Annotated in this window: 22 protein-coding genes and 1 pseudogene; 16 read left to right on the forward strand and 7 right to left on the reverse strand. The window is 61.5% G+C overall.

The features are described from left to right. Nucleotide 1: 1 nt before the first annotated feature. Nucleotides 2-271, reverse strand: a complete 270-nt coding sequence (locus ACMGF7_RS09455) for a hypothetical protein (RefSeq protein ID WP_197764002.1) — start codon at nucleotides 269-271, stop codon at nucleotides 2-4. Between the two features lie 211 nt (nucleotides 272-482). Here ACMGF7_RS09455 and ACMGF7_RS09460 point away from each other — a divergent pair, with 211 nt between their 5' ends. The 3 genes from ACMGF7_RS09460 to argD all read left to right on the forward strand — a co-directional run bounded on the left by ACMGF7_RS09460 (nucleotide 483) and on the right by argD (nucleotide 4,008). Beyond that, nucleotides 483-2,009, forward strand: coding sequence for a helicase HerA-like domain-containing protein (locus tag ACMGF7_RS09460; RefSeq protein WP_004930359.1), 1,527 nt, complete (start codon nucleotides 483-485; stop codon nucleotides 2,007-2,009). A 72-nt stretch (nucleotides 2,010-2,081) separates the two neighbouring features. Next, nucleotides 2,082-2,657 carry an aminodeoxychorismate synthase component II gene (locus ACMGF7_RS09465; protein WP_273875363.1) on the forward strand — a complete coding sequence of 192 codons (576 nt, stop codon included), beginning with the start codon at nucleotides 2,082-2,084 and terminating at the stop codon, nucleotides 2,655-2,657. Between the two features lie 133 nt (nucleotides 2,658-2,790). Beyond that, a complete protein-coding gene (gene argD / locus ACMGF7_RS09470) occupies nucleotides 2,791-4,008 on the forward strand; it encodes a bifunctional acetylornithine/succinyldiaminopimelate transaminase (protein WP_273875364.1) in 1,218 nt (405 codons plus the stop codon). A 40-nt stretch (nucleotides 4,009-4,048) separates the two neighbouring features. On the opposite strand, the gene ACMGF7_RS09475 is transcribed toward argD, so the two are convergent. Both ACMGF7_RS09475 and crp read right to left on the reverse strand, forming a co-directional pair. After that, nucleotides 4,049-6,127: a YccS/YhfK family putative transporter gene (locus tag ACMGF7_RS09475; RefSeq protein WP_044029976.1), complete on the reverse strand. Its 2,079-nt coding sequence runs from the start codon at nucleotides 6,125-6,127 to the stop codon at nucleotides 4,049-4,051. 50 nt (nucleotides 6,128-6,177) lie between these two features. Continuing rightward, nucleotides 6,178-6,810, reverse strand: coding sequence for a cAMP-activated global transcriptional regulator CRP (gene crp / locus ACMGF7_RS09480; protein ID WP_004090925.1), 633 nt, complete (start codon nucleotides 6,808-6,810; stop codon nucleotides 6,178-6,180). Between the two features lie 382 nt (nucleotides 6,811-7,192). Here crp and ACMGF7_RS09485 point away from each other — a divergent pair, with 382 nt between their 5' ends. Then, a complete protein-coding gene (locus tag ACMGF7_RS09485; RefSeq protein ID WP_004930372.1) occupies nucleotides 7,193-7,600 on the forward strand; it encodes an OsmC family protein in 408 nt (135 codons plus the stop codon). A 37-nt stretch (nucleotides 7,601-7,637) separates the two neighbouring features. Here the strand turns inward: ACMGF7_RS09485 and ACMGF7_RS09490 are convergent, their stop codons facing one another. The 3 genes from ACMGF7_RS09490 to ACMGF7_RS09500 all read right to left on the reverse strand — a co-directional run bounded on the left by ACMGF7_RS09490 (nucleotide 7,638) and on the right by ACMGF7_RS09500 (nucleotide 9,869). Continuing rightward, entirely contained in the window at nucleotides 7,638-8,507 is an 870-nt protein-coding gene (locus ACMGF7_RS09490) for a phosphoribulokinase (RefSeq protein ID WP_004930374.1), read from the reverse strand. A gap of 151 nt (nucleotides 8,508-8,658) precedes the next feature. Next, complete coding sequence (locus ACMGF7_RS09495; protein WP_004930376.1) at nucleotides 8,659-8,892, reverse strand: YheU family protein; 234 nt, start codon at nucleotides 8,890-8,892, stop codon at nucleotides 8,659-8,661. Then, complete coding sequence (locus tag ACMGF7_RS09500; protein ID WP_277496856.1) at nucleotides 8,889-9,869, reverse strand: hydrolase; 981 nt, start codon at nucleotides 9,867-9,869, stop codon at nucleotides 8,889-8,891. The genes ACMGF7_RS09495 and ACMGF7_RS09500 overlap by 4 nt, the downstream gene beginning before the upstream one ends. Nucleotides 9,870-9,987: 118 nt before the next feature. Here ACMGF7_RS09500 and ACMGF7_RS09505 point away from each other — a divergent pair. From ACMGF7_RS09505 to tauD, 6 genes and pseudogenes are all read left to right on the forward strand, one after another. Continuing rightward, a pseudogene (locus tag ACMGF7_RS09505) lies at nucleotides 9,988-10,552 on the forward strand (LysE family translocator). An 11-nt stretch (nucleotides 10,553-10,563) separates the two neighbouring features. Next, nucleotides 10,564-11,346 (forward strand): PhzF family phenazine biosynthesis protein, encoded by a 783-nt coding sequence (locus tag ACMGF7_RS09510; protein WP_049240525.1) that lies wholly within the window; start codon nucleotides 10,564-10,566, stop codon nucleotides 11,344-11,346. 114 nt (nucleotides 11,347-11,460) lie between these two features. Further along, the gene (gene tauA / locus ACMGF7_RS09515; protein WP_004930383.1) at nucleotides 11,461-12,456 is read left to right on the forward strand and encodes a taurine ABC transporter substrate-binding protein; all 996 of its coding nucleotides are present in this window, start codon (nucleotides 11,461-11,463) and stop codon (nucleotides 12,454-12,456) included. A gap of 9 nt (nucleotides 12,457-12,465) precedes the next feature. Continuing rightward, on the forward strand, nucleotides 12,466-13,233 hold the full coding sequence (gene tauB, locus ACMGF7_RS09520; RefSeq protein WP_004930385.1) for a taurine ABC transporter ATP-binding subunit: 768 nt from the start codon (nucleotides 12,466-12,468) through the stop codon (nucleotides 13,231-13,233). Then, nucleotides 13,230-14,066 (forward strand): taurine ABC transporter permease TauC, encoded by an 837-nt coding sequence (gene tauC, locus ACMGF7_RS09525; RefSeq protein WP_033631937.1) that lies wholly within the window; start codon nucleotides 13,230-13,232, stop codon nucleotides 14,064-14,066. The genes tauB and tauC overlap by 4 nt, the downstream gene beginning before the upstream one ends. Next, on the forward strand, nucleotides 14,063-14,911 hold the full coding sequence (tauD, locus tag ACMGF7_RS09530; protein ID WP_004930389.1) for a taurine dioxygenase: 849 nt from the start codon (nucleotides 14,063-14,065) through the stop codon (nucleotides 14,909-14,911). Before tauC ends, tauD begins: the two co-directional genes overlap by 4 nt. A gap of 3 nt (nucleotides 14,912-14,914) precedes the next feature. Here tauD and ACMGF7_RS09535 read toward each other — a convergent pair whose 3' ends face one another. Continuing rightward, a complete protein-coding gene (locus ACMGF7_RS09535; RefSeq protein WP_015379276.1) occupies nucleotides 14,915-16,828 on the reverse strand; it encodes an ABC transporter ATP-binding protein in 1,914 nt (637 codons plus the stop codon). A gap of 129 nt (nucleotides 16,829-16,957) precedes the next feature. Between ACMGF7_RS09535 and kefG the strand changes: the two genes are divergently transcribed. The 6 genes from kefG (at nucleotide 16,958) to nhaC (ending at nucleotide 22,921) form a co-directional block, all read left to right on the forward strand. Then, nucleotides 16,958-17,509, forward strand: coding sequence for a glutathione-regulated potassium-efflux system ancillary protein KefG (gene kefG / locus ACMGF7_RS09540; protein ID WP_004930395.1), 552 nt, complete (start codon nucleotides 16,958-16,960; stop codon nucleotides 17,507-17,509). A 2-nt stretch (nucleotides 17,510-17,511) separates the two neighbouring features. Continuing rightward, a complete protein-coding gene (kefB, locus tag ACMGF7_RS09545) occupies nucleotides 17,512-19,320 on the forward strand; it encodes a glutathione-regulated potassium-efflux system protein KefB (protein WP_015379275.1) in 1,809 nt (602 codons plus the stop codon). A gap of 14 nt (nucleotides 19,321-19,334) precedes the next feature. After that, entirely contained in the window at nucleotides 19,335-19,538 is a 204-nt protein-coding gene (locus tag ACMGF7_RS09550; RefSeq protein WP_015379274.1) for a YheV family putative zinc ribbon protein, read from the forward strand. A gap of 112 nt (nucleotides 19,539-19,650) precedes the next feature. Next, nucleotides 19,651-20,238, forward strand: coding sequence for a peptidylprolyl isomerase (slyD, locus tag ACMGF7_RS09555; protein WP_004930407.1), 588 nt, complete (start codon nucleotides 19,651-19,653; stop codon nucleotides 20,236-20,238). 92 nt (nucleotides 20,239-20,330) lie between these two features. Next, entirely contained in the window at nucleotides 20,331-21,359 is a 1,029-nt protein-coding gene (locus ACMGF7_RS09560; RefSeq protein ID WP_015379273.1) for a LacI family DNA-binding transcriptional regulator, read from the forward strand. Between the two features lie 122 nt (nucleotides 21,360-21,481). Continuing rightward, nucleotides 21,482-22,921 carry a Na+/H+ antiporter NhaC gene (nhaC, locus tag ACMGF7_RS09565; protein WP_049240528.1) on the forward strand — a complete coding sequence of 480 codons (1,440 nt, stop codon included), beginning with the start codon at nucleotides 21,482-21,484 and terminating at the stop codon, nucleotides 22,919-22,921. The last annotated feature ends 1 nt before the right edge of the window (nucleotide 22,922 follow it).

Consider the following 22,922-nt stretch of genomic DNA (forward strand, 5'->3'; position numbering starts at 1 on the left):
TTTATTGCGTTGATTTAGCTCTGCGTTCGGCGAAATAAGCAGCCACCTCTTCATCGTCGGCGAACTTGCCTTCACGCAACGCCTTGCGGCTCACCTCGACCTTTTCCTTTAACCACTGGTCGTACTCTTCCTGCTGCGCCTGGCGGCTGACAAACTCGCGCATGAAATCGCGCAGCAGTTGCGAAACCGTGCGATCGGCGGCCTTTGCCGCGCTGGCGAAAGCGGTTTTTAACTCGTCATCCACGCGGATTACCACGGTAGATTCAGACATGGTATTTACCTCGTATATACAGCGTAATGCTCACTATAACACTGGTGCTTTATTGTTCAAGCAAAGACGCTCTGACGCTAAGCGCAATCTGAATTCATCAGGCCCCGACGGTGCCCTTTTTGTTTGTCCTTGACGGGGTTACGCGGCGCTTATAGCTTTATTGCATCAACAGGCGCGTTTCGCGCCGCGGTCAGCGTCAAAGGAACAGAAAATGAGTGAACCACGGATTATCGCCAAAGCGATGAAAGACGGAAAACCGGAACAGGATCTGGTGATTTTGCCGGCGTTGGCCAACCGCCACGGCTTGATCACCGGGGCAACCGGCACCGGCAAGACAGTGACGCTGCAGAAAATGGCCGAACAGTTCTCACGCATCGGCGTGCCGGTGTTCCTCTCGGACGTGAAGGGCGATCTGTCCGGCATCGGCGCCGAGGGCGTGCCTTCCGAAAAACTGCAGGCGCGCCTGGCGGCGATTGGCGTCACCGACTGGCAACCGCAGGCCTGCACCATTATCCCGTGGGATATTTACGGTGAAAAAGGCCACCCGATCCGCGCCACCATTTCCGATCTCGGGCCGTTGCTGCTGGGGCGCCTGTTGGATTTGAACGAGGTGCAAAGCGGCGTGCTGCAGCTGGTGTTCAAAATCGCCGATGACAATGCGCTGCTGCTGCTGGACATGAAAGACCTGCGCGCCATGGTGCAGTTCGTCGGCGACAACGCCAAACAATTCCAAACCCAGTACGGCAATATCTCTGCCGCCTCTATCGGCGCCATTCAGCGCGGGTTGTTGACGCTGGAAGAGCAGGGGGCCAATCAGTTCTTCGGCGAGCCGATGCTGGACATCAACGATCTGATGAAAACCGACGCCAACGGCCACGGCGTGATCAATCTGCTGGCGGCGGACAAGCTGATCAATCAGCCGAAGCTGTATTCGGTGTTCCTGCTGTGGCTGCTGGCCGAGCTGTTTGAGCACCTGCCGGAAGTGGGCGACCCTGAACAGCCGAAGCTGGTGTTCTTCTTCGATGAAGCGCACCTGCTGTTCAACGATGCACCGGCGGCGCTGCTGACCAAGATTGAACAGGTGGTGCGTCTGATCCGCTCCAAAGGCGTCGGCATTTACTTCGTCACCCAGAACCCGCTGGACATCCCGGACAGCGTGCTGGGCCAGTTGGGCAACCGCGTGCAGCATGCGCTGCGCGCCTTTACCCCGCGCGATCAGAAGGCGGTGAAGACGGCGGCGCAAACCCTGCGCGCCAACCCGGCCTTCGATGCCGAAACGGCGATCACCGAGCTGGGCGTGGGCGAAGCGCTGGTGTCGTTCCTCGACGAGAAGGGCCGGCCGAACGTGGTGGAGCGGGCGATGGTCATCGCGCCGGAATCCAAAATGGGCATGCTTGGCGCGGAAGGGCTGAACAGCGCGATCAACAAGTCGCCGCTGTATGGCCGCTATGAAGACATGATTGACCGCGAGTCCGCCTACGAGAAGCTGTCGTCGGGCGGTTTCGCCACCATCGGCACCCCGCAGCAGGGGCAACAACCGCAGACGCAACAGCAACAACAGCAGGCGGGCGGCGGCCTGATGGATGGTTTGAACGAGCTGTTGTTCGGTTCCACCGGCCCGCGCGGCGGCAAACGCGACGGCATCGTCCAGACCGCCGCCAAGAGCATGGCGCGCGATCTCGGCCGCCAGATCCTGCGCGGCGTGCTGGGCTCGATCACCGGCGGCCGTAAAAAGTAAGCGGAAATTATCGTCGGCAGCGGCGGGTTAAATCAGTAAACTATGGCGGCGTTTTTCTCTGCCGGACCTGACATGCTGCTGCTGATCGATAACTACGACTCCTTTACCTATAACCTTTACCAGTACTTCTGCGAGTTGGGCGCCGAGGTGGTGGTGAAGCGCAACGATGAGCTGCAGCTGGCCGCTATCGAGCGGCTGGCGCCGCAGCATCTGGTGATTTCCCCCGGCCCCTGCACCCCGAACGAAGCGGGTATCTCGCTGGCCGCCATTCGTCATTTCGCCGGCAAACTGCCGATCCTTGGCGTGTGCCTGGGGCACCAGGCGCTGGGGCAGGCGTTCGGCGCCGAGGTGGTGCGCGCCCGCGCGGTGATGCACGGCAAAACGTCGGCCATTCGCCATCTGGGCGTCGGCGTGTTCCGTGGCCTGAGCGATCCGCTGACCGTGACACGTTACCACTCGCTGGTGCTGAAAGCCGATACGCTACCGGACTGCTTTGAAGTGACCGCCTGGAGCGAACGCGACGGCGTGCGCGACGAGATCATGGGCATCCGCCACCGCGCTTTGGCGTTGGAAGGCGTGCAGTTCCATCCGGAAAGCGTGCTCAGCGAGCAGGGCCATCAGCTGCTGGATAACTTCCTCAACCGTTAATCCCGATGCGTTTTTTTCGCTCGTCGGGCGTTTTGCGTTTGCGCTTGATTGGTTTTTTATGCATATTTCGTGATTATGTTTTCAATCTAACATTACGATAGCGCTGAAAAACCTTCAGGGTGGAGCCGAAAAAATGACTGGAAAATCCGCAGTGAGCCGCAGCACCTTTGACCAGGTTATCCTGCCTGTTTATGCACCCGCCCAGTTTGTGCCGGTGCGCGGCCAAGGCAGCCGGGTCTGGGATCAGCAGGGAAAAGAGTACATCGATTTTTCCGGCGGCATCGCGGTAACGGCGCTGGGGCACTGCCATCCGGCGCTGGTCGAGGCGCTCAAACGTCAGGGTGAGACTCTGTGGCATACCAGCAACGTCTTTACCAATGAACCGGCGCTGCGCCTGGCGAGCAAACTGATCGACGCCACCTTCGCCGATCGGGTGTTCTTCGCCAACTCCGGCGCAGAGGCCAACGAAGCGGCGTTCAAACTGGCGCGTCATTACGCCATCACCCGCCACAGCCCCTATAAAACCAAAATCATCGCTTTCTATAACGCGTTCCACGGCCGCACGCTGTTCACCGTGTCGGTGGGCGGGCAGGCCAAATACTCCGACGGGTTCGGGCCAAAGCCGGCCGACATCGTGCACGTGCCGTTCAACGATCTGGCGGCGGTGAAAGCGGTGATGGACGACCACACCTGCGCGGTGGTGATGGAGCCGATTCAGGGCGAGGGCGGCATTACGCCGGTCGACGCCGGCTTCCTCAAAGGCGTGCGCGAGCTGTGCGACCAACATCAGGCGCTGCTGGTGTTCGACGAAGTGCAAAGCGGCATGGGGCGCAGCGGCAAGCTGTTCGCCTATATGCATTATGGCGTGACGCCGGACATTCTCACCACCGCCAAGGCGCTGGGCGGCGGTTTCCCGGTGAGCGCCATGCTGACCACCGAAGAGATTGCGTCGGTGATGCAGGTGGGCACTCACGGCACCACCTACGGCGGCAACCCGCTGGCCTGCGCGGTGGCGGAGGCGGCGTTGGATGTGATCAATACGCCGGAAGTGCTGAGCGGCATCGAACAGCGCCACGCGCTGTATGTGCAGACTTTGCAGGATATCGGCGATAAATACGGTATTTTCACCGCCATTCGCGGCATGGGGTTACTGATCGGCGCCGAACTGACGCCGCATTATCACGGCAGAGCGCGCGATTTCCTCACCGCTGCCGCCGCGCGTGGGCTGATGATCCTCAACGCCGGGCCGAACGTGATCCGCTTTGCGCCGTCGCTGGTGGTGGAGCTGCAGGACATCGAGGCCGGCATGGCGCTGTTCGAGCTGGCGGTGCAGGATGTGATCAACGCCTGAAGCTCGTGCGGCGAATAACGGGGCGCGGCATGCCGCGCCCTTATTGATCGCGCAGTTTGCGCTTGAGCCAGATGCCGTGGTGTGGGCGCTGGCGCCAGGCCAGCGACGAAATGGTATGCATCACGTTCAGGTGCGACAAAATGCGCCGCAAATGACGTTCCATCTCGGTGACGGGCATGTCCGGATGCAGATCCGGCGGCTGCATGATGCCGCTGTTGTCACTGCTCGGGCCGTCGTATTCCAACCGCTGCTGGCAGCTTTGCAGCGCAATTTCACAGGTTTGCAGATAGGCTTCCGCCAGTTTCGGCGTCAGCATGTAGTGCTCGCGCGCCAGAATGGTCATGGCGTTCAGGTGTTCGACGATGAACTGGCTGTGAGTGACCCACAGCCGCATGTCCGCCAGATAATTCGACGCGAACCCCGGCTCCTGCATCGCCTGATTGAGCGAGGTGAACAGCGCATTGTGCGCCTGGTTGACCTGCATGCGGGTATAGGCCAACGCGGTGGCATCCGGTTCCGGCTGCTTCAGCATCAGCCGCAGCGCGGCTTGATCGTTCTCCAGCGCCTGATGGGCATTCTTGCGCAGCAGCCCGCTTTGCCACTGCGGCCACAGCCAAATGGTGCCGCCGAACGCCAGCACGCAGCCTATCAGCGTATCGATCAGACGCGGCACCAGAAAATGCGAGCCGTTCAGCGCCAGCAGCTGCAGGGTGTAAACCGCCGTGACCGTAAAGCCAATCACCGACAGCCCGTAGTTCTTGCGCGAAACCAGGTAGGCCAGCAGCGTGATCACCAGCATGATGCTCAGCGTTTCTCCTTCCGGCAGCTGCAGCTGCAACAGCCCGGCCGCCAGCAATAGCCCGGCAATCGTGCCCAGCGCACGGTGCTGAATACGCACCCGGGTGGCGTTATACCCGTTTTGGCTCACCAGCATGATGGTGAGCAGGATCCAGTAAGGCTTCGGCAGGTTGAAAACCGCACCCAGGCTGCTGCCGACCGCCAGCGTCACCCCCAGCCGCGCGGCGTTGCGCAGGGCGGTGGATTTGAACGACAGGTAGCTGGCCAGCGCCGGCCAAAACGGCAGGCGGTGCTGGCCGGGCATCAGGTCGCGGCGGTACAGCGGATGCTGGGTGCGCAGCAGGCGAGCGATGCGGCTGAAGTGGTAATAACAAAACTGGCCGACCGGGTTATCGGGATGCTGCGCCGCCATTTTTTCCAGCGCCGCCAGTTCGTGGCTCATGGAGAAGCGCTTCGAATGTTGATGGTAGAGAATATCGTGCGCCACCACGCGCAGCCGGCCGGCGATCACCTGAGCGTTGCGGCGAATGATCGCTTCGGCCTGGCTCTGCTCCACCAGTTTTTGCACCTCCTCCGGCAGATGCAGGCTGACGGTGATGTGCTCCTGCAGATCCATCGCCACCTGAAAGGCGCGCTGCAGGCGCTTTTGTTCGAGGTTGTTGGCGTGCGGCAGGAAATTGAGCTGTTGGTATAAAAGGCTGATCAGATCCATCACCTTTTGTTGGCGCACCAGCAGCGGCGGCAGCGCGGTTTGCGGATCGGTGTGCTGGGTCAGCAACGAGTATTTGGCTTCGAAATAGTCAGCCAGCTCCAGATAGAGCTGGCTGAGCGTCTCGCGCATTGGCTGTTCTTTCCACAGCTTGAACCAGAACCAGGTGAATAAGCCGTACCAGACGGTGCCGATCGCGTACAGCAGCGGCGCCTGCCAGAGGGGTACCGTGCCGGCCGTGCTGAGGGCGAAAATGGCGGCCACCAGCGCCGCCGGCAACAGCCGGGCGTGCAGCGGGCTGATTTCGCCGGTGACGCCGAGCAGCAGCGCCAGGCCCAGCATCAGCGCCGGCAGCGGCACGTGCCACAGCAGTGCCTGTTGCAGCAGCACGCTGCTGAAGGCGAACAGCGAGCCGCCGACGATCAGCCGTTTAAAGAAGCGCTTATGCGGCGTGTCCAGACCGGCGATATTGCAGCAGGCGGGCACCAGAGAGAACATCAGGCCGAGCTGCAGCTGGCCTATTAACAAGCCGAACAGCACCGGCAGGCACAACACCAGCGTTTGTCGCAGTGCGTAGTTGATTTCCGGGTGGTAGATCAGGCGGCGCCACATGGCAGAGAGCAGATAAAAAAACGGCGCAGACTGCGCCGTTTCTTCGGGGATTAACGGGTGCCGTAGACGACAATGGTTTTGCCGTGGGCGGAAATCAGGTTTTGATCTTCCAGCATTTTCAGAATACGGCCAACGGTTTCACGCGAGCAGCCGACGATCTGGCCGATCTCCTGACGGGTGATCTTGATCTGCATGCCGTCCGGGTGAGTCATGGCGTCAGGTTGCTTCGCCAGATTCAGCAGGGTTTGCGCGATGCGGCCGGTCACGTCCAGGAAGGCGAGGTTGCCCACTTTTTCGGAGGTGACCTGCAGGCGGCTCGCCATTTGGGCGGACAGACGCATCAGGATGTCCGGGTTCACCTGGATCAGCTGGCGGAATTTCTTGTAGGAAATTTCGGCCACTTCACAGGCGGTTTTCGCGCGAACCCAGGCGCTGCGCTCCTGGCCTTCTTCGAACAATCCGAGCTCGCCGATGAAATCCCCCTGGTTGAGGTAGGACAGGATCATCTCTTTACCTTCTTCATCCTTGATCAGCACCGCGACGGAGCCTTTCACGATGTAGTAAAGCGTTTCGGCCTTTTCACCTTGGTGAATCAGCGTACTCTTCGATGGATATTTGTGGATATGGCAATGAGACAGGAACCATTCGAGAGTAGGGTCTGTTTGCGGTTTGCCGAGAACCATTCGCTGTTATCCTCTGTTGTTATCGCTGCCTTGTGTCACAGGGGTCAGAGTTCCCTGTAAAACCCGCCTGTAGCCGCAGTTATGAGCGAGGGCTACCGGCAAGTTTTGAGGCGTGTCATAAAAATACGCTGTCGCTCTAGCATATTAACTTGCCGTAAGCGCTGCAAGCTACATTCTGTTAACATACCGGTAAAGGAGCCTTTCTCTGGGCGTTTCCCTGAAATGCAGTGTCCCGGAAAGATTTATTGCGGCTCTGTTTGTAGCACAGAGTAAGGCGGGTGTCTCGTGTTGTCTCGCTTCAGCATGATTAGCATCAGGTTACGTTGCCTGTTTCTATGCGAAAGCGTACTCTGATTTTAAGAAATCAACCGGAGTGACCAGAATGCAGGCAAGAGTTAAATGGGTGGAAGGGTTAACGTTTTTGGGTGAATCGGCCTCCGGCCACCAGGTGCTGATGGACGGCAACGCCGGTGATAAAGCGCCCAGCCCGATGGAGATGGTGCTGATGTCGGTGGGCGGCTGCAGCGCGATCGACGTGGTATCCATCCTGCAAAAGGGGCGCAACGACGTGCGCGACTGCGAGGTGAAGCTGACCTCCGAGCGCCGCGAAGAAGCCCCGCGGTTGTTCACCCATATCAACCTGCACTTCATCGTGACCGGCCAGGATCTGACCGACAAGATCGTCGAACGTGCGGTGAACCTGTCGGCGGAGAAATACTGCTCGGTGGCGCTGATGCTCAACAAGGCCGCCACGGTAACCCACAGCTTCGAGATCCGCCAACCGGCGTAATCGAGGCGGAGCGCGGCCGGCGCCGCGCTCAACGCATTTATTCGATCTTCTTGCCTTCCAGCAACCGTTGCACCAGCGGCGCCATGATCAGCTCCATCGCCAGCCCCATTTTGCCGCCCGGCACCACTAACGTATTGATGTGCGAGATAAACGATCCCTGCAGCATCGCCAGCAAGTAGGGGAAGTCGATCTGGTCCAGGCCGCGGAAGTGGATCACCACGAAGCTTTCATCCAGTGAGGGAATGGCCTTGGCGGCGAACGGGTTGGAGGTGTCCACCGTCGGCACGCGCTGGAAGTTGATGTGGGTGCGCGAGAACTGCGGCGTAATGTAGTTGATGTAGTCTTCCATCGAGCGCACCACCGAATCCATCACCGCTTCGCGGGAGTGGCCGCGTTCGCCGGTATCGCGGATCAGCTTCTGGATCCACTCCAGGTTGACGATCGGCACCACGCCGACCAGCAGATCGACGTGTTTGGCCACGTCATGGTGCTCGGTGACAACGCCGCCGTGCAACCCCTCGTAGAACAGCACGTCGGTCGGCGCCGGCAGCGGCTCCCACGGGGTGAAGGTGCCCGGTACCTGATTGTAGGGCACCGCTTCGTCGTAGGTGTGCAGGTACTTGCGCGAACGGCCGGTGCCGTTTTTGCCGTAGTCGATAAAGCTCTGCTGCAGCAGGCCGAAGTCGTTGGCCTCGGGGCCGAAATAGCTGATGTGTCTGCCCAGATCGCGCGCCTTGCGGATCGCCGCGTCCATTTCCGGCCGGGTATAGCGGTGGAAGCTGTCGCCCTCCAGTTCGGCGGCGCGGATATTGAGCTGCTGGAAGATTTTACGGAACGCCACGCTGGTGGTGGTGGTGCCGGCGCCGCTGGAACCGGTCACCGCGATAACGGGATGTTTGGCAGACATGATGGTTGTCACTCCGTGTTGAATGCGCCGGCGTCAGGGGATTATTGTGGCTCTTGTTGACGCTCTCTATGTCAGGAAAAAATGGCGCGTGCTGGTTTGCAATGTCCCATTGTTACCTGATTTTTTCCGTCAGTCATAGAACCGGGCGCCACTAAATTTCTTCCTGCCCGGCGCGGAATTGGCCGCGCGGCATGATGTTGACGCTCTCATGCAGTTCCGACCACACCAGCACCACTTCGCCGTTTTTCAGCTGGCGGCGCACGTCCTCCACCTTCTGCTCCAGCGAGCGTTCGTGTTCGCCGTAATCGGTGCCTTCGCGCAGCACAAAGGATTCGATCAGGCTGTTCAGGGTGTCGGTTGCCAGTTCTTGCCAGGGAATAATCACGTCGGAATGTCCAGATAAGGGGAAAGCCAGGCCGGAATGCGATGCTCCAGCCACATGTGCGGTTTTTTCAGCGTGCCGCCGACGAAGCCGACGTGGCCGCCGAACTCAGTCAGCTGATATTCGATATTGCGCGGCAGGCCGGCGACGTCGGGGATCACCTCAGGGGTCATGAAAGGGTCGTCCTTCGCATGGATGATCAGCAGCGGCGTCTGGATAGACGGCAACAGCGGCAGGGCGCTGCAGCGGCGATAATAGTCGGTGGCGTCGCTGAAGCCGTGAATGCGCGAGGTGATGGCGTCGTCGAATTCGCGAATGCGTCGCAACCCGTTCAGCTGTGACAGTTTGAGCGGCAGAGTGTCCGGGTAGTGCAACAGCTTGCGGGTGGCGTTTTGTTTCAGCTGCCCCAGCAGGTAGCGCTGATAAACGCGGGAGAAGCCTTGCTCCATGCGGTAGGCGCAGGGTTCCAGCATCAGCGGCGCCGAGACCACCACCGCCGCCTGCAGCAGGCTGTCGGCGCCTTGCTGCGCCAGATAGCAGGCCAGCATGTTGCCGCCGAGCGAAACGCCTACCGCCGCGGTTGGCACCTCACCGTAGCTGTCGCGCAGCCAGCGCAGGAAGAAACGCGCGTCTTCGGTTTCACCGGAGTGGTAGATGCGCTGCTTGCGGTTGGGTACGCCGCTGCAGCCGCGAAAGTGCATCACCACCCCGAGCCAGCCGCGCTCGCGCCAGGCGTTGAGCAGGCCGTGCGCGTAGGGGCTGTAGAAGCTGCCTTCCAGGCCATGAAACAGCACTGCACGCGGTTTGTCGGGCGCCTGCGCCGGATCCTCGCTCCAGGCGAGATCGACGAAATCGCCGTCGGGCAATTCCAGCCGTTGCCAATGCGGTTTCAATAACACGCGGCGGCGCACCAGCCGCGGCAACAGCGTTTGCAGGTGCGGGTTACTGGCCCCGGTCAGAGGGCGAAAGGTGTTAGGCATAGGCTGAGTAAAATGTTGTGGGCGGCTATTGTGAGATCTCTAGCGCACTGTTAGCTTCAATACCAAGAATTATCAATGATACTGCAAAAAAGCGCCTTGGGTGAGGAGCACCCGTGCCATGGAACCGAGTTTATTCCTTTCGATGCTGGGCTTCCTGTGGGTCGCCGCCATCACGCCTGGCCCCAATAATCTGCTGCTGACCACCTCCGGCGCTAACTTCGGCTTTATGCGATCGCTGTGGCTGATGGTCGGCATCATGCTCGGCATGCAAAGCATCTTGCTGCTGGTGGCGTTCGGCGTCGGCAGCCTGATCCTGGTCTACCCGTCGCTGCACCTGATCCTGAAAATCCTCGGCAGCCTGTACCTGCTGTGGCTGGCGTGGAAAGTCGCCACCGCAGCCGGTGCGGCTGTATCAGGGCTGGCTGCTGCAGTTCCTCAACCCGAAAGCCTGGCTGATGGCGCTGGGGGCGGTGGCGAGCTTCAGCCTGGCGGGCGATAAGTACAACGGTTCCATTGCGGCGATCGCGCTGGGCATTGTGGTGGTGAACATCGTCGCCGGCATTATCTGGCTGGCGTTCGGCACCCTGATTGGCCGCCTGCTGCGCAGTAAAAAGGCCTGGGTTATCTTCAACGTTTCCATGGGGCTGCTGACTGCAGCCTGTGTATTACTGATTTGGCATTAAGGAGCGGAACGATGGCGGAAAACTATTATCACGTGGTCGCCTTTACCGGTGAGGGGCTGCGCGGCAACCCGGCCGGGGTCTGCCTGCTGACGCAGACACTGCCGACGGAGCGGCTGCAGGCAATCGCCAACGAGATCGGCCTGCCGGAGACCAGCTTTGTCTGGGATGACGGCGACATGACCGCCATCCGCTGGTTTACCCCGGAGCGTGAGGTCGATCTTTGCGGCCACGGCACGCTGGCGGCGGCGCATGTGATGTTCAGCGCGGTTAACCCGGCGCTGAAGGATATTCGCTTCCGTTCGGCCAGCGGCGAGCTGTTCGTCAAGCGCGATGAGCGGGACGGGGAGCGGCTGGTGCTTGATTTCCCCGCCAGGCCGCCGCAGAAAGTCGCCGAACCGGCGGGCCTCGCGGCGCTGCTGGGCGTGCAGCCGCAGGAAGTGTGGCAGGCGAAAGCGCTGCTGGTGGTGGTGGAAAATGAGGCGCAGGTGCGCGCGCTGCGGCCGGACATCCCGGCGCTGATCGCATTGGCCGGCCGCGCGGTGATCGTCACCGCGCCGGGTGACACCGTGGACTTCGTTTCGCGCTATTTCACACTCGACGGCGGCGAGGATCCGGTGACCGGATCCGCGCATTGCACGTTGATGCCTTACTGGACGGCGCGTCTCGGCCGCCATCGGCTGCACGCCCGGCAGATTTCGGCGCGCGGCGGCGAGCTGTTCTGCGAACTGCAAGGGGACCGCACGCTGCTAGGGGGCTACGCTCACGTGTTCCTGCGTGGGACGATCGTGCTGTGATTCGCTTTAATATTACCTAAGGTAATAAAGAAGACTTTTTTATTCTTTTATCGCCCGTCATCGCTCAGATAAAACTGTCAGCAACTGAACAGATTGTTATCAACGGAGCGGAACATGGCGGGCAAACTCTTTTCTTTACGCAACGCGGCGCTGCTGGCGTTGTCGCTCAGCGCGGCCAGCGCCTACGCGGTGGACGTGACCGTGGCGTACCAGACGTCGGCGGAGCCGGCCAAGGTGGCGCAGGCGGAAAACAGCTTCGCCAAACAGTCCGGCGCGACCGTGGACTGGCGTAAGTTCGACAGCGGTTCCAGCGTGCTGCGCGCGCTGGCCTCCGGCGATGTGCAGATCGGCAATATCGGCTCCAGCCCACTGGCGGTGGCCGCCAGCCAGAAACTCCCCATCGAAGTGTTCCTCATCGCCTCGCAGCTCGGCAGCTCCGAAGCGCTGGTGGTGAAAAATGACATCAAAAGCCCGCAGGATCTGATCGGCAAGCGCATTGCGGTGCCGTTTATTTCCACCACCCATTACAGCCTGCTGGCTTCACTCAAACATTGGGGCATCAAGCCTGAACAGGTGAAGATCCTCAATCTGCAGCCGCCGGCCATCGCCGCCGCCTGGCAGCGCGGCGACATCGACGGCGCTTACGTCTGGGCGCCGGTGGTCAACGAACTGGCCAAACAGGGCAAGGTGCTGACCGACTCCGCGCAGGTGGGCGAATGGGGCTCGCCGACGCTGGACGTGTGGGTGGTGCGCAAAGACTTCGCAGAGAAACATCCCGACGTAGTAACCGCCTTTGCCGCCAGCGCCCTGCAGGCGCAAAAGGCCTACCTGGCGGCGCCGGAACAGTGGCTGAAAGATCCGAGCCATCTCAGCACGCTGGCGCGCCTGAGCGGCGTGCCGGAAGCGCAGGTGCCGGAACTGGTGAAGGGGAACCGATATCTGCCGGTGGCCGATCAGGTTGCCCAACTCGGCCAGCCGGTGGACAAGGCAATCCGCGATACCGCCGAATTCCTCAAGCAGCAGGGCAAGATCCCGCAGGTCGACAGCGACTACAGCGCTTACGTCACCGACCGTTTTGTGAAACAGGTGCAGGCTGCGCCGCAGTCGTAAGGAAGCAGGATGCTAAACGTCAATCATCTTTCAGCAGAGTATCAGGGGCGGCCCGCGCTGCGTGACGTGTCGTTCCAGATCGCCGCCGGGCAACTGGTGGTGGTGCTCGGCCCATCGGGCTGCGGCAAGACCACGCTGCTGAATTTGATCGCCGGGTTTATCGAGCCTTCAGCTGGCAGCATCACGCTGGATGGAACGCCCGTTCACGGCCCGGGCGCCGAACGGGGCGTGGTGTTCCAGCATGAGGGCTTACTGCCGTGGCGTAACGTGGTGGACAACGTTGAGTTCGGCCTGCAGCTGGCCGGCATCGGCAAGGCGCAGCGCCGCCAGGTGGCGGAGCAGATGCTGCAGCGCGTGGGGCTGGCAGGCTATGAACAGCACTTCATCTGGCAGCTTTCCGGCGGCATGCGCCAACGCGTCGGCATTGCCCGCGCCCTGGCCGCCGATCCGCGTCTGCTGTTGCTGGATGAGCCGTTCGGCGCGCTGGACGCGTTCACGCGCGAGCAGATGCAGGAGCTGCTGCTAACCATCTGGCGAGATACCGGCAAACAGGTGCTGCTGATCACCCACGATATCGAAGAGGCGGTGTTCCTCGCCAGTGAACTGTTACTGCTGTCGCCGGGGCCGGGGCAGGTGGTGGAGCGGCTGTCGCTGAACTTCGGCCAGCGCTATGCCGACGGCGAAGCCTGCCGCGCCATCAAGTCCGATCCTGAATTTATCGCTCAGCGCGAATATGTGCTGGGCAAAGTTTTCCAACAGCGCGAGGCCTTGCTATGAGCCTGCATTCCACTCTGAAGGCTGCAGCCCAGCCGCAGGGCAAAGCGGCGCGCCGTTTCAGCGTGCCGCGCAACGTTTGGTTGAGCGGCGCCACGCTGTTGACGGTGTTGATCGTCTGGTGGGGCGTGACGGCGCTGCAGCTGATCAGCCCGCTGTTTTTGCCGGCGCCGCAGCAGGTGCTGCACCAGTTGATCACCATCGCCAGCCCGCAAGGCTTTATGGACGCCACGCTATGGCAGCATCTGGCGGCCAGCCTGGGGCGCATTTTGGTGGCGCTGCTGGCGGCGGTGATCGTCGGTATTCCGGTGGGCATCGCCATGGGGCTGAACGACACGGTGCGCGGCATCCTCGATCCGCTGATTGAGATCTATCGTCCGGTGCCGCCTCTGGCCTATCTGCCGCTGATGGTGATTTGGTTCGGCATCGGCGAGACCTCGAAAATCTTGCTGATTTATCTGGCGATCTTCGCGCCGGTGACGCTCTCCGCCGTGGCCGGCGTGCGCAGCGTGGCGCAGGTACGAGTGCGCGCCGCCCGCGCGTTGGGCGCCACGCGTTGGCAGGTGCTGCGTTTCGTGGTGCTGCCGAGCGCGCTGCCGGAGATCCTGACCGGCATTCGCATCGGGCTGGGCGTCGGCTGGTCGACGCTGGTGGCCGCCGAACTGATCGCCGCCACGCGCGGCCTGGGATTTATGGTGCAATCCGCCGGCGAGTTTTTGGCGACCGACGTGGTGTTGGCCGGCATCGGCGTGATTGCGGTGATTGCATTTGGGTTGGAGCTGGGGCTGCGCGCCCTGCAGCGCCGATTGACCCCGTGGCATGGAGTACAGCAATGAACGAACGTCTGAATATCACCCCGCTGGGGCCTTACATCGGGGCGCTGGTGGAAAACGTCGAATTGGCCCGGCCGTTGGGCGACGGCCAGTTTGAACAGCTTTATCATGCGTTGCTCAAGCATCAGGTGCTGTTCTTCCGCAACCAGCCGATCACGCCGTTGCAGCAGCGCGATCTGGCCGGGCGCTTCGGCGATCTGCATATCCATCCGGTCTATCCGCACGCCACCGACGTGGAAGAGATCATCGTGCTCGATACTCACGACGACAATCCGCCGGACAACGACAACTGGCACACCGACGTGACCTTTATCGAGAACCCGCCGCTGGGCGCGATCCTGGCGGCCAAGACCTTGCCTGCCACCGGCGGCGATACGCTGTGGGCCAGCGGCATCGCGGCCTACGAAGCGCTGTCGGCGCCGTTCAGAACGCTGCTCGCGGGGTTGCGCGCAGAGCATGACTTCACCAAGTCGTTCCCGGAGCACAAGCATCGCGGTAGCGAAGAAGAACACCAGCGTTGGCAACTGGCGGTGCAGAAAAACCCGCCGCTGCTGCATCCGGTGGTGCGCACTCACCCAGTCAGCGGCCGACAGGCGCTGTTCGTCAATGAAGGGTTCACCACGCGGATCGTGGATGTGGCGCCGAAGGAGAGCGATGCTTTACTGAATTTCCTGTTCGCTCACATCACTAAGCCGGAGTTTCAGGTGCGCTGGCGCTGGCAGGAAAATGACGTGGCGATCTGGGATAACCGCGTGACGCAGCACTACGCCAACGCGGATTATCTGCCGCAGCGGCGCATCATGCACCGCGCGACCATTCTGGGGGATAAACCTTTTTACAAGGCCTGAGGCTTAGGCTTCGAACGCCTGCGTTAACTGCTCCAGCTGTTCCTGCGCATCCAGCCAGGTCATTTCCGTCTCTTCCAGCGCGGATTTGGCTTGGCTTTGCTTTTGCAGGCAGTCGGTCAACTCGGCCTTGCGGCTGATGTCGTACAGCGCGGGATCCGCCAGCTGTTCCTCCACCGCCGCCAGTTCGGCGCCCAGTTTTTCCATCTGCTGTTCCAGCTTGGCGATCTGCTTGCGCAGCGGTTGGGTTTGCGTACGGAACTCCGCCTCGCGGCGTTTTTGATCCTTGCGCGCCTGCGCGCTGTTGCCGCCGCTCTCTTTTTCCGGCGCGTCCTGCTGGCTTTCCTGGCGCTGCAGGTCGACAAGCCACTGCTGATAATCGTCGAGATCGCCCTCGAAAGGCTCGACCTGGCCATCGTGCACCAGGTACAGATCGTCGGTGGTGGAGCGCAGCAGGTGACGGTCGTGCGATACCACCACCAACGCGCCTTCGAAATCGATCAGCGCCTCGGTCAGCGCCTGACGCATGTCGAGATCCAGGTGGTTGGTCGGTTCATCGAGCAGCAGCAGGTTCGGGCGCTGCCAGACGATCAGCGCCAGCACCAGCCGCGCCTTCTCGCCGCCGGAGAAACGCTCGGTCATTTCGCTGACCTTGTCGCCCTGGAAGCCGAAACCGCCCAGATAGTCGCGCAGCTGCTGCTCCAGCACCCTTGGGGCGATGCGGCTCAGGTGCTGCAGCGGCGATTCGTCGGCGCGCAAAAATTCCAGCTGATGCTGGGCGAAGTAACCCAGCTTGATGCCTTTCGCCAGGCCGATCTCGCCGCTCAGCGGCTCCAGGGTGCCGGCCAGCAGTTTGATCAGCGTCGATTTCCCGGCGCCGTTGCGGCCGAGCAGGCCAATGCGCGAGCCGGGCACCAGGTTCAGCTTGATTGACTTCAGGATCACTTTATCGCCATACCCGGCGCTGACTTTTTCCATGCGCAGCAGCGGGTTCGGCAGGCTTTCCGGCGGGCGGAAGCTGAAGGTGAACGGGTTGTCGACGTGCGCCGGGGCTATCAGCTCCATGCGCTCCAGCATCTTGATGCGGCTCTGCGCCTGTTTGGCCTTGGTGGCCTGTGCGCGGAAACGGTCGATATAGCTTTGCAGGTGCGCCACTTTCTCTTGCTGGTGCTGATACAGCGACTGCTGCTGCGCCAGCTTGGTAGCGCGCTGGCGTTCGAACGACGAGTAGTTGCCGGTGTACTCGTTCATCGTCTGCTGTTCGATATGCAGGATCTTGTCGACGATCGGATCGAGGAAGTCGCGGTCGTGCGAGATCAGCACCAGCGTGCCGGGATAGCTTTTCAGCCAGCGCTCCAGCCAGATCACCGCATCGAGATCCAGGTGGTTGGTCGGTTCGTCGAGCAGCAGCAGATCGGAACGGCACACCAGCGCCTGCGCCAGGTTGAGGCGCATGCGCCAGCCGCCGGAAAAGTCGCGCACCGGGCTTTGCAGCTGTTCGTTGGAGAAGCCGAGGCCGTGCAGCAGGCTGGCGGCGCGGGAACGGATGGTCCAGGCGTCGATGGCGTCCAGCTTGCCGTGCAGGGTGGCGATGGCGTGGCCGTCGTTGCGATCGTTGGCCGCCTGCAACTCGGCTTCAAGCTGGCGAAACTCGCGGTCGCCGTCGATAACATACTCGATCGCCGGCACGTCCAGCGCCGGCGTCTCCTGGTTGACCCAGGCCAGCGCCCAGTTGCCGGGGAAGGTGAAGCTGCCGCCGTCCGCCGCGATCTCGCCCTTCAGCAGCGACAACAGCGTGGATTTGCCGCAGCCGTTTTTGCCCACCAGGCCGACCTTCTGACCTGGATTAACCGTCGCCGTGGCGTTGTCCAGCAGGACGCGGATGCCGCGTCGGATTTGTAGCGAGGAGAATACAATCATAAAGCGCCGTATGTTCAGAGTATGTTAAATTATCATTAAGGTAACAGAACGCGCACCGCGCGCTGTTTTTGTCTTTGCGATGCATGGTAACGGAAAACCGCTACCCTGACGACGCTTTGGAGGGGAATGATGTCGCAGCCGCCCAAGGTCTTGCTGCTGTATGCCCATCCGGAATCTCATGACTCGGTGGCGAACCGGGTTTTGCTTCGACCGGCGCAGCAGTTGGAACATGTCACCGTGCACGATCTCTACGCGCACTATCCTGATTTTTTTATCGATATCCATCACGAACAACAGCTGCTGCGTGAGCACCAGGTCATCGTGTTTCAGCATCCTCTTTATACCTACAGCTGCCCGGCGCTGCTGAAGGAGTGGCTGGATCGCGTGCTGGCGCGCGGCTTCGCCAGCGGCGTGGGCGGCAATGCGCTGGCGGGCAAGTACTGGCGCTCGGTGATCACCACCGGCGAGCCGGAAGGCGCCTACCGTACCGGCGGTTATAACCACTATCCGATGGAAGATATCCTGCGGCCGTTCGAGCTGACCGCCGGGATGTGCCATATGCATTGGTTGACGCCGTTCGTGGTGTATTGGGCGCGGCGGCAAAAGCCGGAGGTGCTGCGCAGCCATGCGGACGCCTACGGGGACTGGCTGAGCCACCCGCTGCCGCACGGAGGACGATGATCATGGAAGGATCGACCTTACTGACCGCCATTTTGCTGTTCCTGTTCGCCGCGGTGGTGACGGTGCCGATCGCCCGCCGTCTGGGGATCGGCGCGGTGCTGGGCTATCTGATCGCCGGTATCGCCATCGGCCCGTGGGGATTGGGCTTCATTCGCGACGTTGACGAGATCCTGCACTTCTCCGAGTTGGGCGTGGTGTTCCTGATGTTCATCATCGGCCTGGAGCTGAACCCCAGCAAGCTGTGGGAGCTGCGGCGCTCGATCTTCGGCGCCGGCGCCGGCCAGGTGTTGATCACCGCGGCGGTGCTGGGCGCGTTGCTGTACCTGACGCACTTCGCCTGGCAGGCGGCGGTGATCGGCGGTATCGGCCTGGCGATGTCTTCCACCGCCATGGCGCTGCAGCTGATGCGCGAAAAGGGCATGAATCGCAACGAAGGCGGGCAGCTGGGTTTCTCGGTGCTGCTGTTCCAGGATATGGCGGTGATCCCGGCGCTGGCGTTGATCCCCATCCTGGCCGGCGCCGGCGGCACCAGCGACGACTGGGCGAAGATCGCGCTCAAGGTGGCGGCGTTCGGCGGCATGCTGATCGGCGGCCGCTTCCTGCTGCGGCCGCTGTTCCGCTATATCGCCGCTTCCGGCGTGCGCGAGATCTTCACTGCCGCGGCGCTGTTGCTGGTGCTCGGCTCGGCGCTGTTTATGGAGACGCTTGGCCTGTCGATGGCGCTCGGCACCTTCATTGCCGGCGTGCTGCTGGCGGAGAGCGAATACCGCCACGAACTGGAGATCTCCATCGAGCCGTTTAAAGGGCTGCTGCTGGGACTGTTCTTTATCTCGGTGGGCATGGTGTTGAATATCGGCGTGCTCTACACCCATCTGGCCGAGGTGTTGATCGGCGTACTGGCGCTGGTGGCGGTGAAATCCGGCGTGCTCTACGGCGTGTCGCGCCTGTTCGGCCTGCGTAGTTCGGTGCGCCTGCAGTTTGCCGGCGTGCTCAGCCAGGGCGGTGAGTTTGCCTTCGTGCTGTTTTCTGCGGCGGGCGCGCAAAAGGTGCTGCAGCCGGATCAACTCTCTTTGCTGTTGGTGGTAGTGACGCTGTCGATGATGACCACACCGTTACTCATGCAGGCCATCGACCGCATTTTGGCGCGCCGCTATAACGCCAAAGGCGAAGACGAGGAGACGCCGTACGTAGAGGACGACGATCCTCAGGTGATCATCGTTGGCTTCGGGCGTTTCGGCCAGGTGATCGGCCGCCTGTTGATGGCCAACAAAATGCGCATTACCGTACTGGAACGCGACGTCAGCGCCGTCGGGGTGCTGCGGCGTTACGGATATCAGGTTTATTACGGCGACGCCACCGAGTTGGAGCTGTTGCGCGCGGCGGGCGCCGAAAAGGCCAAGTCGATCGTGATCACCTGCAATGAGCCGGAAGACACCATGGAGATCGTGCGGCTGTGCCAGCAGCACTTCCCGAATCTGAGTATTCTGGCGCGGGCACGCGGCCGCGTGGAGGCGCATGAGTTGCTGCAGGCGGGCGTAAAACAGTTCAGCCGCGAAACCTTCTCCAGCGCGCTGGAACTGGGGCGCAAGGCGTTGATGGAGTTGGGCATGCACCCCCATCAGGCCTTCCGCGCCCAGCAGCATTTCCGCCGCCTGGATATGCGCATGCTGCGTGAACTGATGCCGCCGCATCAGGGCGACGTGGCGCAAATTTCCCGCGTGAAAGAGGCGCGGCGCGAGCTGGAAGAGCTGTTCCATCGCGAAATGCAAAAAGAAAGTCGCCAGTTTGACGGCTGGGATGAATACGAATAAGCGGGAGCATAACGATGTCTGCAACACGTAAGAGATTTATCGCCGGGGCGGTGTGCCCAAGCTGTAGCGCCATGGATACGCTGGCGGTGTGGCGGGAGGATCAGGTGGAAGTGGTGGAGTGCGTCAAGTGCGGCCATCACCAGCGCCAGACCGAACAACAGGTGGAAAAACACGTTCGACCGCAAGAGCAGGTGATCGGCATTTTTCAGCCGAAGTAGCGTTTTTTTATCCCGAAGGGTACAGCGAGGCAGATTTCCGTTACAATCTGTCCGGAAAAGGCGCGCATCCCGATAACGGTGTGCGTCCTAGTAGCCAACGGTAGGAGATATCATGAAAGTAGCAAAAGACTTGGTAGTCAGCCTGGCTTACCAAGTACGTACAGAAGACGGTGTTTTGGTTGATGAGTCTCCGGTGAGCGCACCGCTGGACTATCTGCACGGGCATGGTTCTCTGATCGCAGGTCTGGAAAAAGCGCTCGAAGGCCACGACGTTGGCGATCGTTTTGACGTTCACGTCGGCGCGAACGACGCGTACGGCAACTACGACGAAAACCTGGTGCAGCGCGTACCGAAAGATGTCTTCATGGGCGTTGACGAACTGCAGGTCGGCATGCGTTTCCTGGCTGACACCGATCAGGGCCCGGTACCGGTTGAAATCACCGAAGTTGACGGCGACCACGTGGTGGTTGACGGCAACCACATGCTGGCCGGCCAAAACCTGAACTTCAACGTGGAAGTTGTCGCGATCCGCGAAGCGACCGCAGAAGAACTGGCGCACGGTCACGTACACGGCGAGCACGACCATCACCACGAACACGGTGAAGGCTGCTGCGGCGGTCACGGCCACAGCCACGATCACGACCATGGTCACGACCACGGTAAAGGCGGTTGCGGTAACGGCGGTTGCGGCTGCCACTAAGCAGAACGCGATCACGAGACAAGAGGGCGGCCATCGGCTGCCCTTTTTTATGCGCGGCGCACCGGGCGCCGAACGGCACAACAGGACATGCCATGGCCACCATGAAAGACGTTGCGCGGCGCGCCGGCGTTTCCACGGCCACCGTCAGCCGGGTGATCAATAATACCGCCTACGTTGAGCCGGTGACCCGCGAACGCGTCGAGAAGGCGATGCGCGAGTTTAACTACCACCGCAACGCCGCCGCGCTGGCGCTGGCGAAAAGAAGCGGCAATATGCTGGGGTTGCTGACCGGCAACCTCGACGATCCGTTTTTTTCACGCCTGGCGCGGGGCGTGGAAGACATCACGCGACAGGCCGGCGTGCGTTTGATGTTGTGCAGCGGCGGGCATCAGGCCGAACTGGAAAAAAGCGGCCTCGACTTTCTCATCAATCAGGGATGCGAAGCCATCGTGGCGCACGTCACGCGCATGGGGGAGGAGGAGCTGCTGCGCTACGCCGCCCACACGCCCGCGCTGGTGCTGATCAACCGTTACCTGCCCGCCATCGCCAACCGTTGCATCTGGCTCGACAACGCCAATGCGGCGCAGACGGCGACCAAGCTGCTCATTCGTCAGGGGCATCGGAGAATCGCCTGCGTGACGACGGATCTGCCGATCGACGACCGCGCGCAGCGGTTAGCGGGTTACCGCCAGGCCATGGCCGCCGGCGGCATTGAGGTGCCCGGCAGCTGGATCATCAGCGTGCCCTTCAATGAAAGAGGGGGCGAACTGGCGGCCGAGCGCGTTCTGGCCAGCGACCAACGCTTCACCGCCGCAGTGACGTTCAACGACGTGATGGCCGCCGGCATGATGCGCACCTGCCACCAACGGCAAGTTCAGTTGCCTGAAGCGCTGTCAATCGTCGGTTTTGACGACATTGCCCTGGCGAAATATCTCCACCCCGCGTTGACCACCGTGCATTACCCCATCGAAAAAATGGCCCGCCGCGCCGCGCGTCTGGCGCTACAAATCCACAGCGGCAGCGACGTCGCGCCGCAGAACAACCGCTTTTCGGCCGAACTTATCCTGCGAGACTCCGTCGCCGATGGTGAGAGGACTGAGCAAAGCAAGCGCGGCGAATGAGAGGCGGCTCACATAACGCCATCTCATGAAACCGATTACATGGCCAGTGGCCTGCGCTCACATCCTCCGATTACCGAAGCCATTACGCTGTTGCAGTACCCCCTCTTCAACAGGAGCCGTATATGGATAATAAGAAAACGCTCAACCTTGGGCTGGCGACGCTGCCGATTGTGGCCATGCTGTTGCTGCTCATCATCGGCTATGGCCAGTTTGGCCTGCGCATTGAACCGCTGCTGCTGGTGTCCGCCGCCATCGCCGCCGCGTTGGCCTGGTGGCAAGGCTACCGCTGGGATGACATCATCGGGGCCATCGTGGCCAAGCTGGCTAAGGCGATGCCGGTGATCATGATCCTGATCTGCGTGGGCGGGCTGATCGGCACCTGGATGATCAGCGGCACAATCCCTTACATGGTGTATTGGGGGCTGAAGCTGATTAGCCCGCAATACATTCTGATCGCCGCGTTCTTCATCACCAGCGTGATCTCGGTGTGCACCGGTACCTCGTGGGGGGCGGCCGGCACCGTGGGCGTGGCGCTGATGGGCGTGGCCGCCGGTCTGGACGTGCCGCTGGCCGCCGCGGCCGGGGCGGTGGTGTCCGGCGCCTACTTCGGCGACAAAATTTCCCCGTTGTCCGATTCGACGAACTTCGCGGCTATCGTCGCGGATACCGATCTCTACAGCCATATCCAGCATCTGATGTACACGACGCTGCCGAGCTTCATCCTGGCCGCCGTGGTGTACCTGATCGCCGGCCACACCGGCGCGGTGGGCAGCGTGGCAACGCCGGAAAAAGTGACCGAAATCGTCAGCGCGCTTGAGGGGTTGTACCATTTCAATCTGCTGTTGATCCTGCCGCCGGTGCTGGTGCTGTGGGGCGCGGTGACCAAACGGCCGGTGATCCCCGTCATGCTGGCCGCCTGCGCGCTGGCGATCGCCATCGGCGTCGCGCTGCAGGGTTTTAGCCTGCAACAGGGGCTGAATGCGTTGATGGACGGTTTCCATCTGTCGATGTTCGCCAGCCAGGGCCATAACGTTGAAGGGATCGTCGCCGATGTGCCGCGCCTGCTGAACCGTGGCGGCATGTTCTCGATGATGAGTACGATCCTGCTGGTGTTCTGCGCCTTTTCCTTCGCCGGCGCCTTGACGCTGACCGGCGCGTTGACGGTGATCATCAGCCGGCTGCTGAAAGTGGTGCACACCACCGGTCAACTGATCGCCGCTACCGTTGCCACCACCATCCTGGTGACCGGCGCGACCAGCGACGGCAAGCTGGCGCTGCTGATCCCGGCGGAGCTGTTCAAAGGGGCCTATCGACGCATGGGGCTGGACAACAAAAACCTGTCGCGCACCGTCGAAGATGCGGGCACCGTCATCGAGCCGCTGATCCCGTGGACGGCCGCCGGTATTTACATGGCGACCACGCTGGGAGTGAGCACGCTCGATCTGCTGCCGTGGGCGATCCAATGTTATGTCGCAGTGGTGTTCGCCCTGATTTATGGCTTCACCGGCTTCGGTATCGCCAAACTCCAACCTCAGAACGACTTGCAGCGTAAGGAAGCCTGAC

Origin of the sequence: Serratia sp. BNK-17, from assembly GCF_048684935.1 — a bacterium.
Classification (GTDB): domain Bacteria; phylum Pseudomonadota; class Gammaproteobacteria; order Enterobacterales; family Enterobacteriaceae; genus Serratia; species Serratia nematodiphila.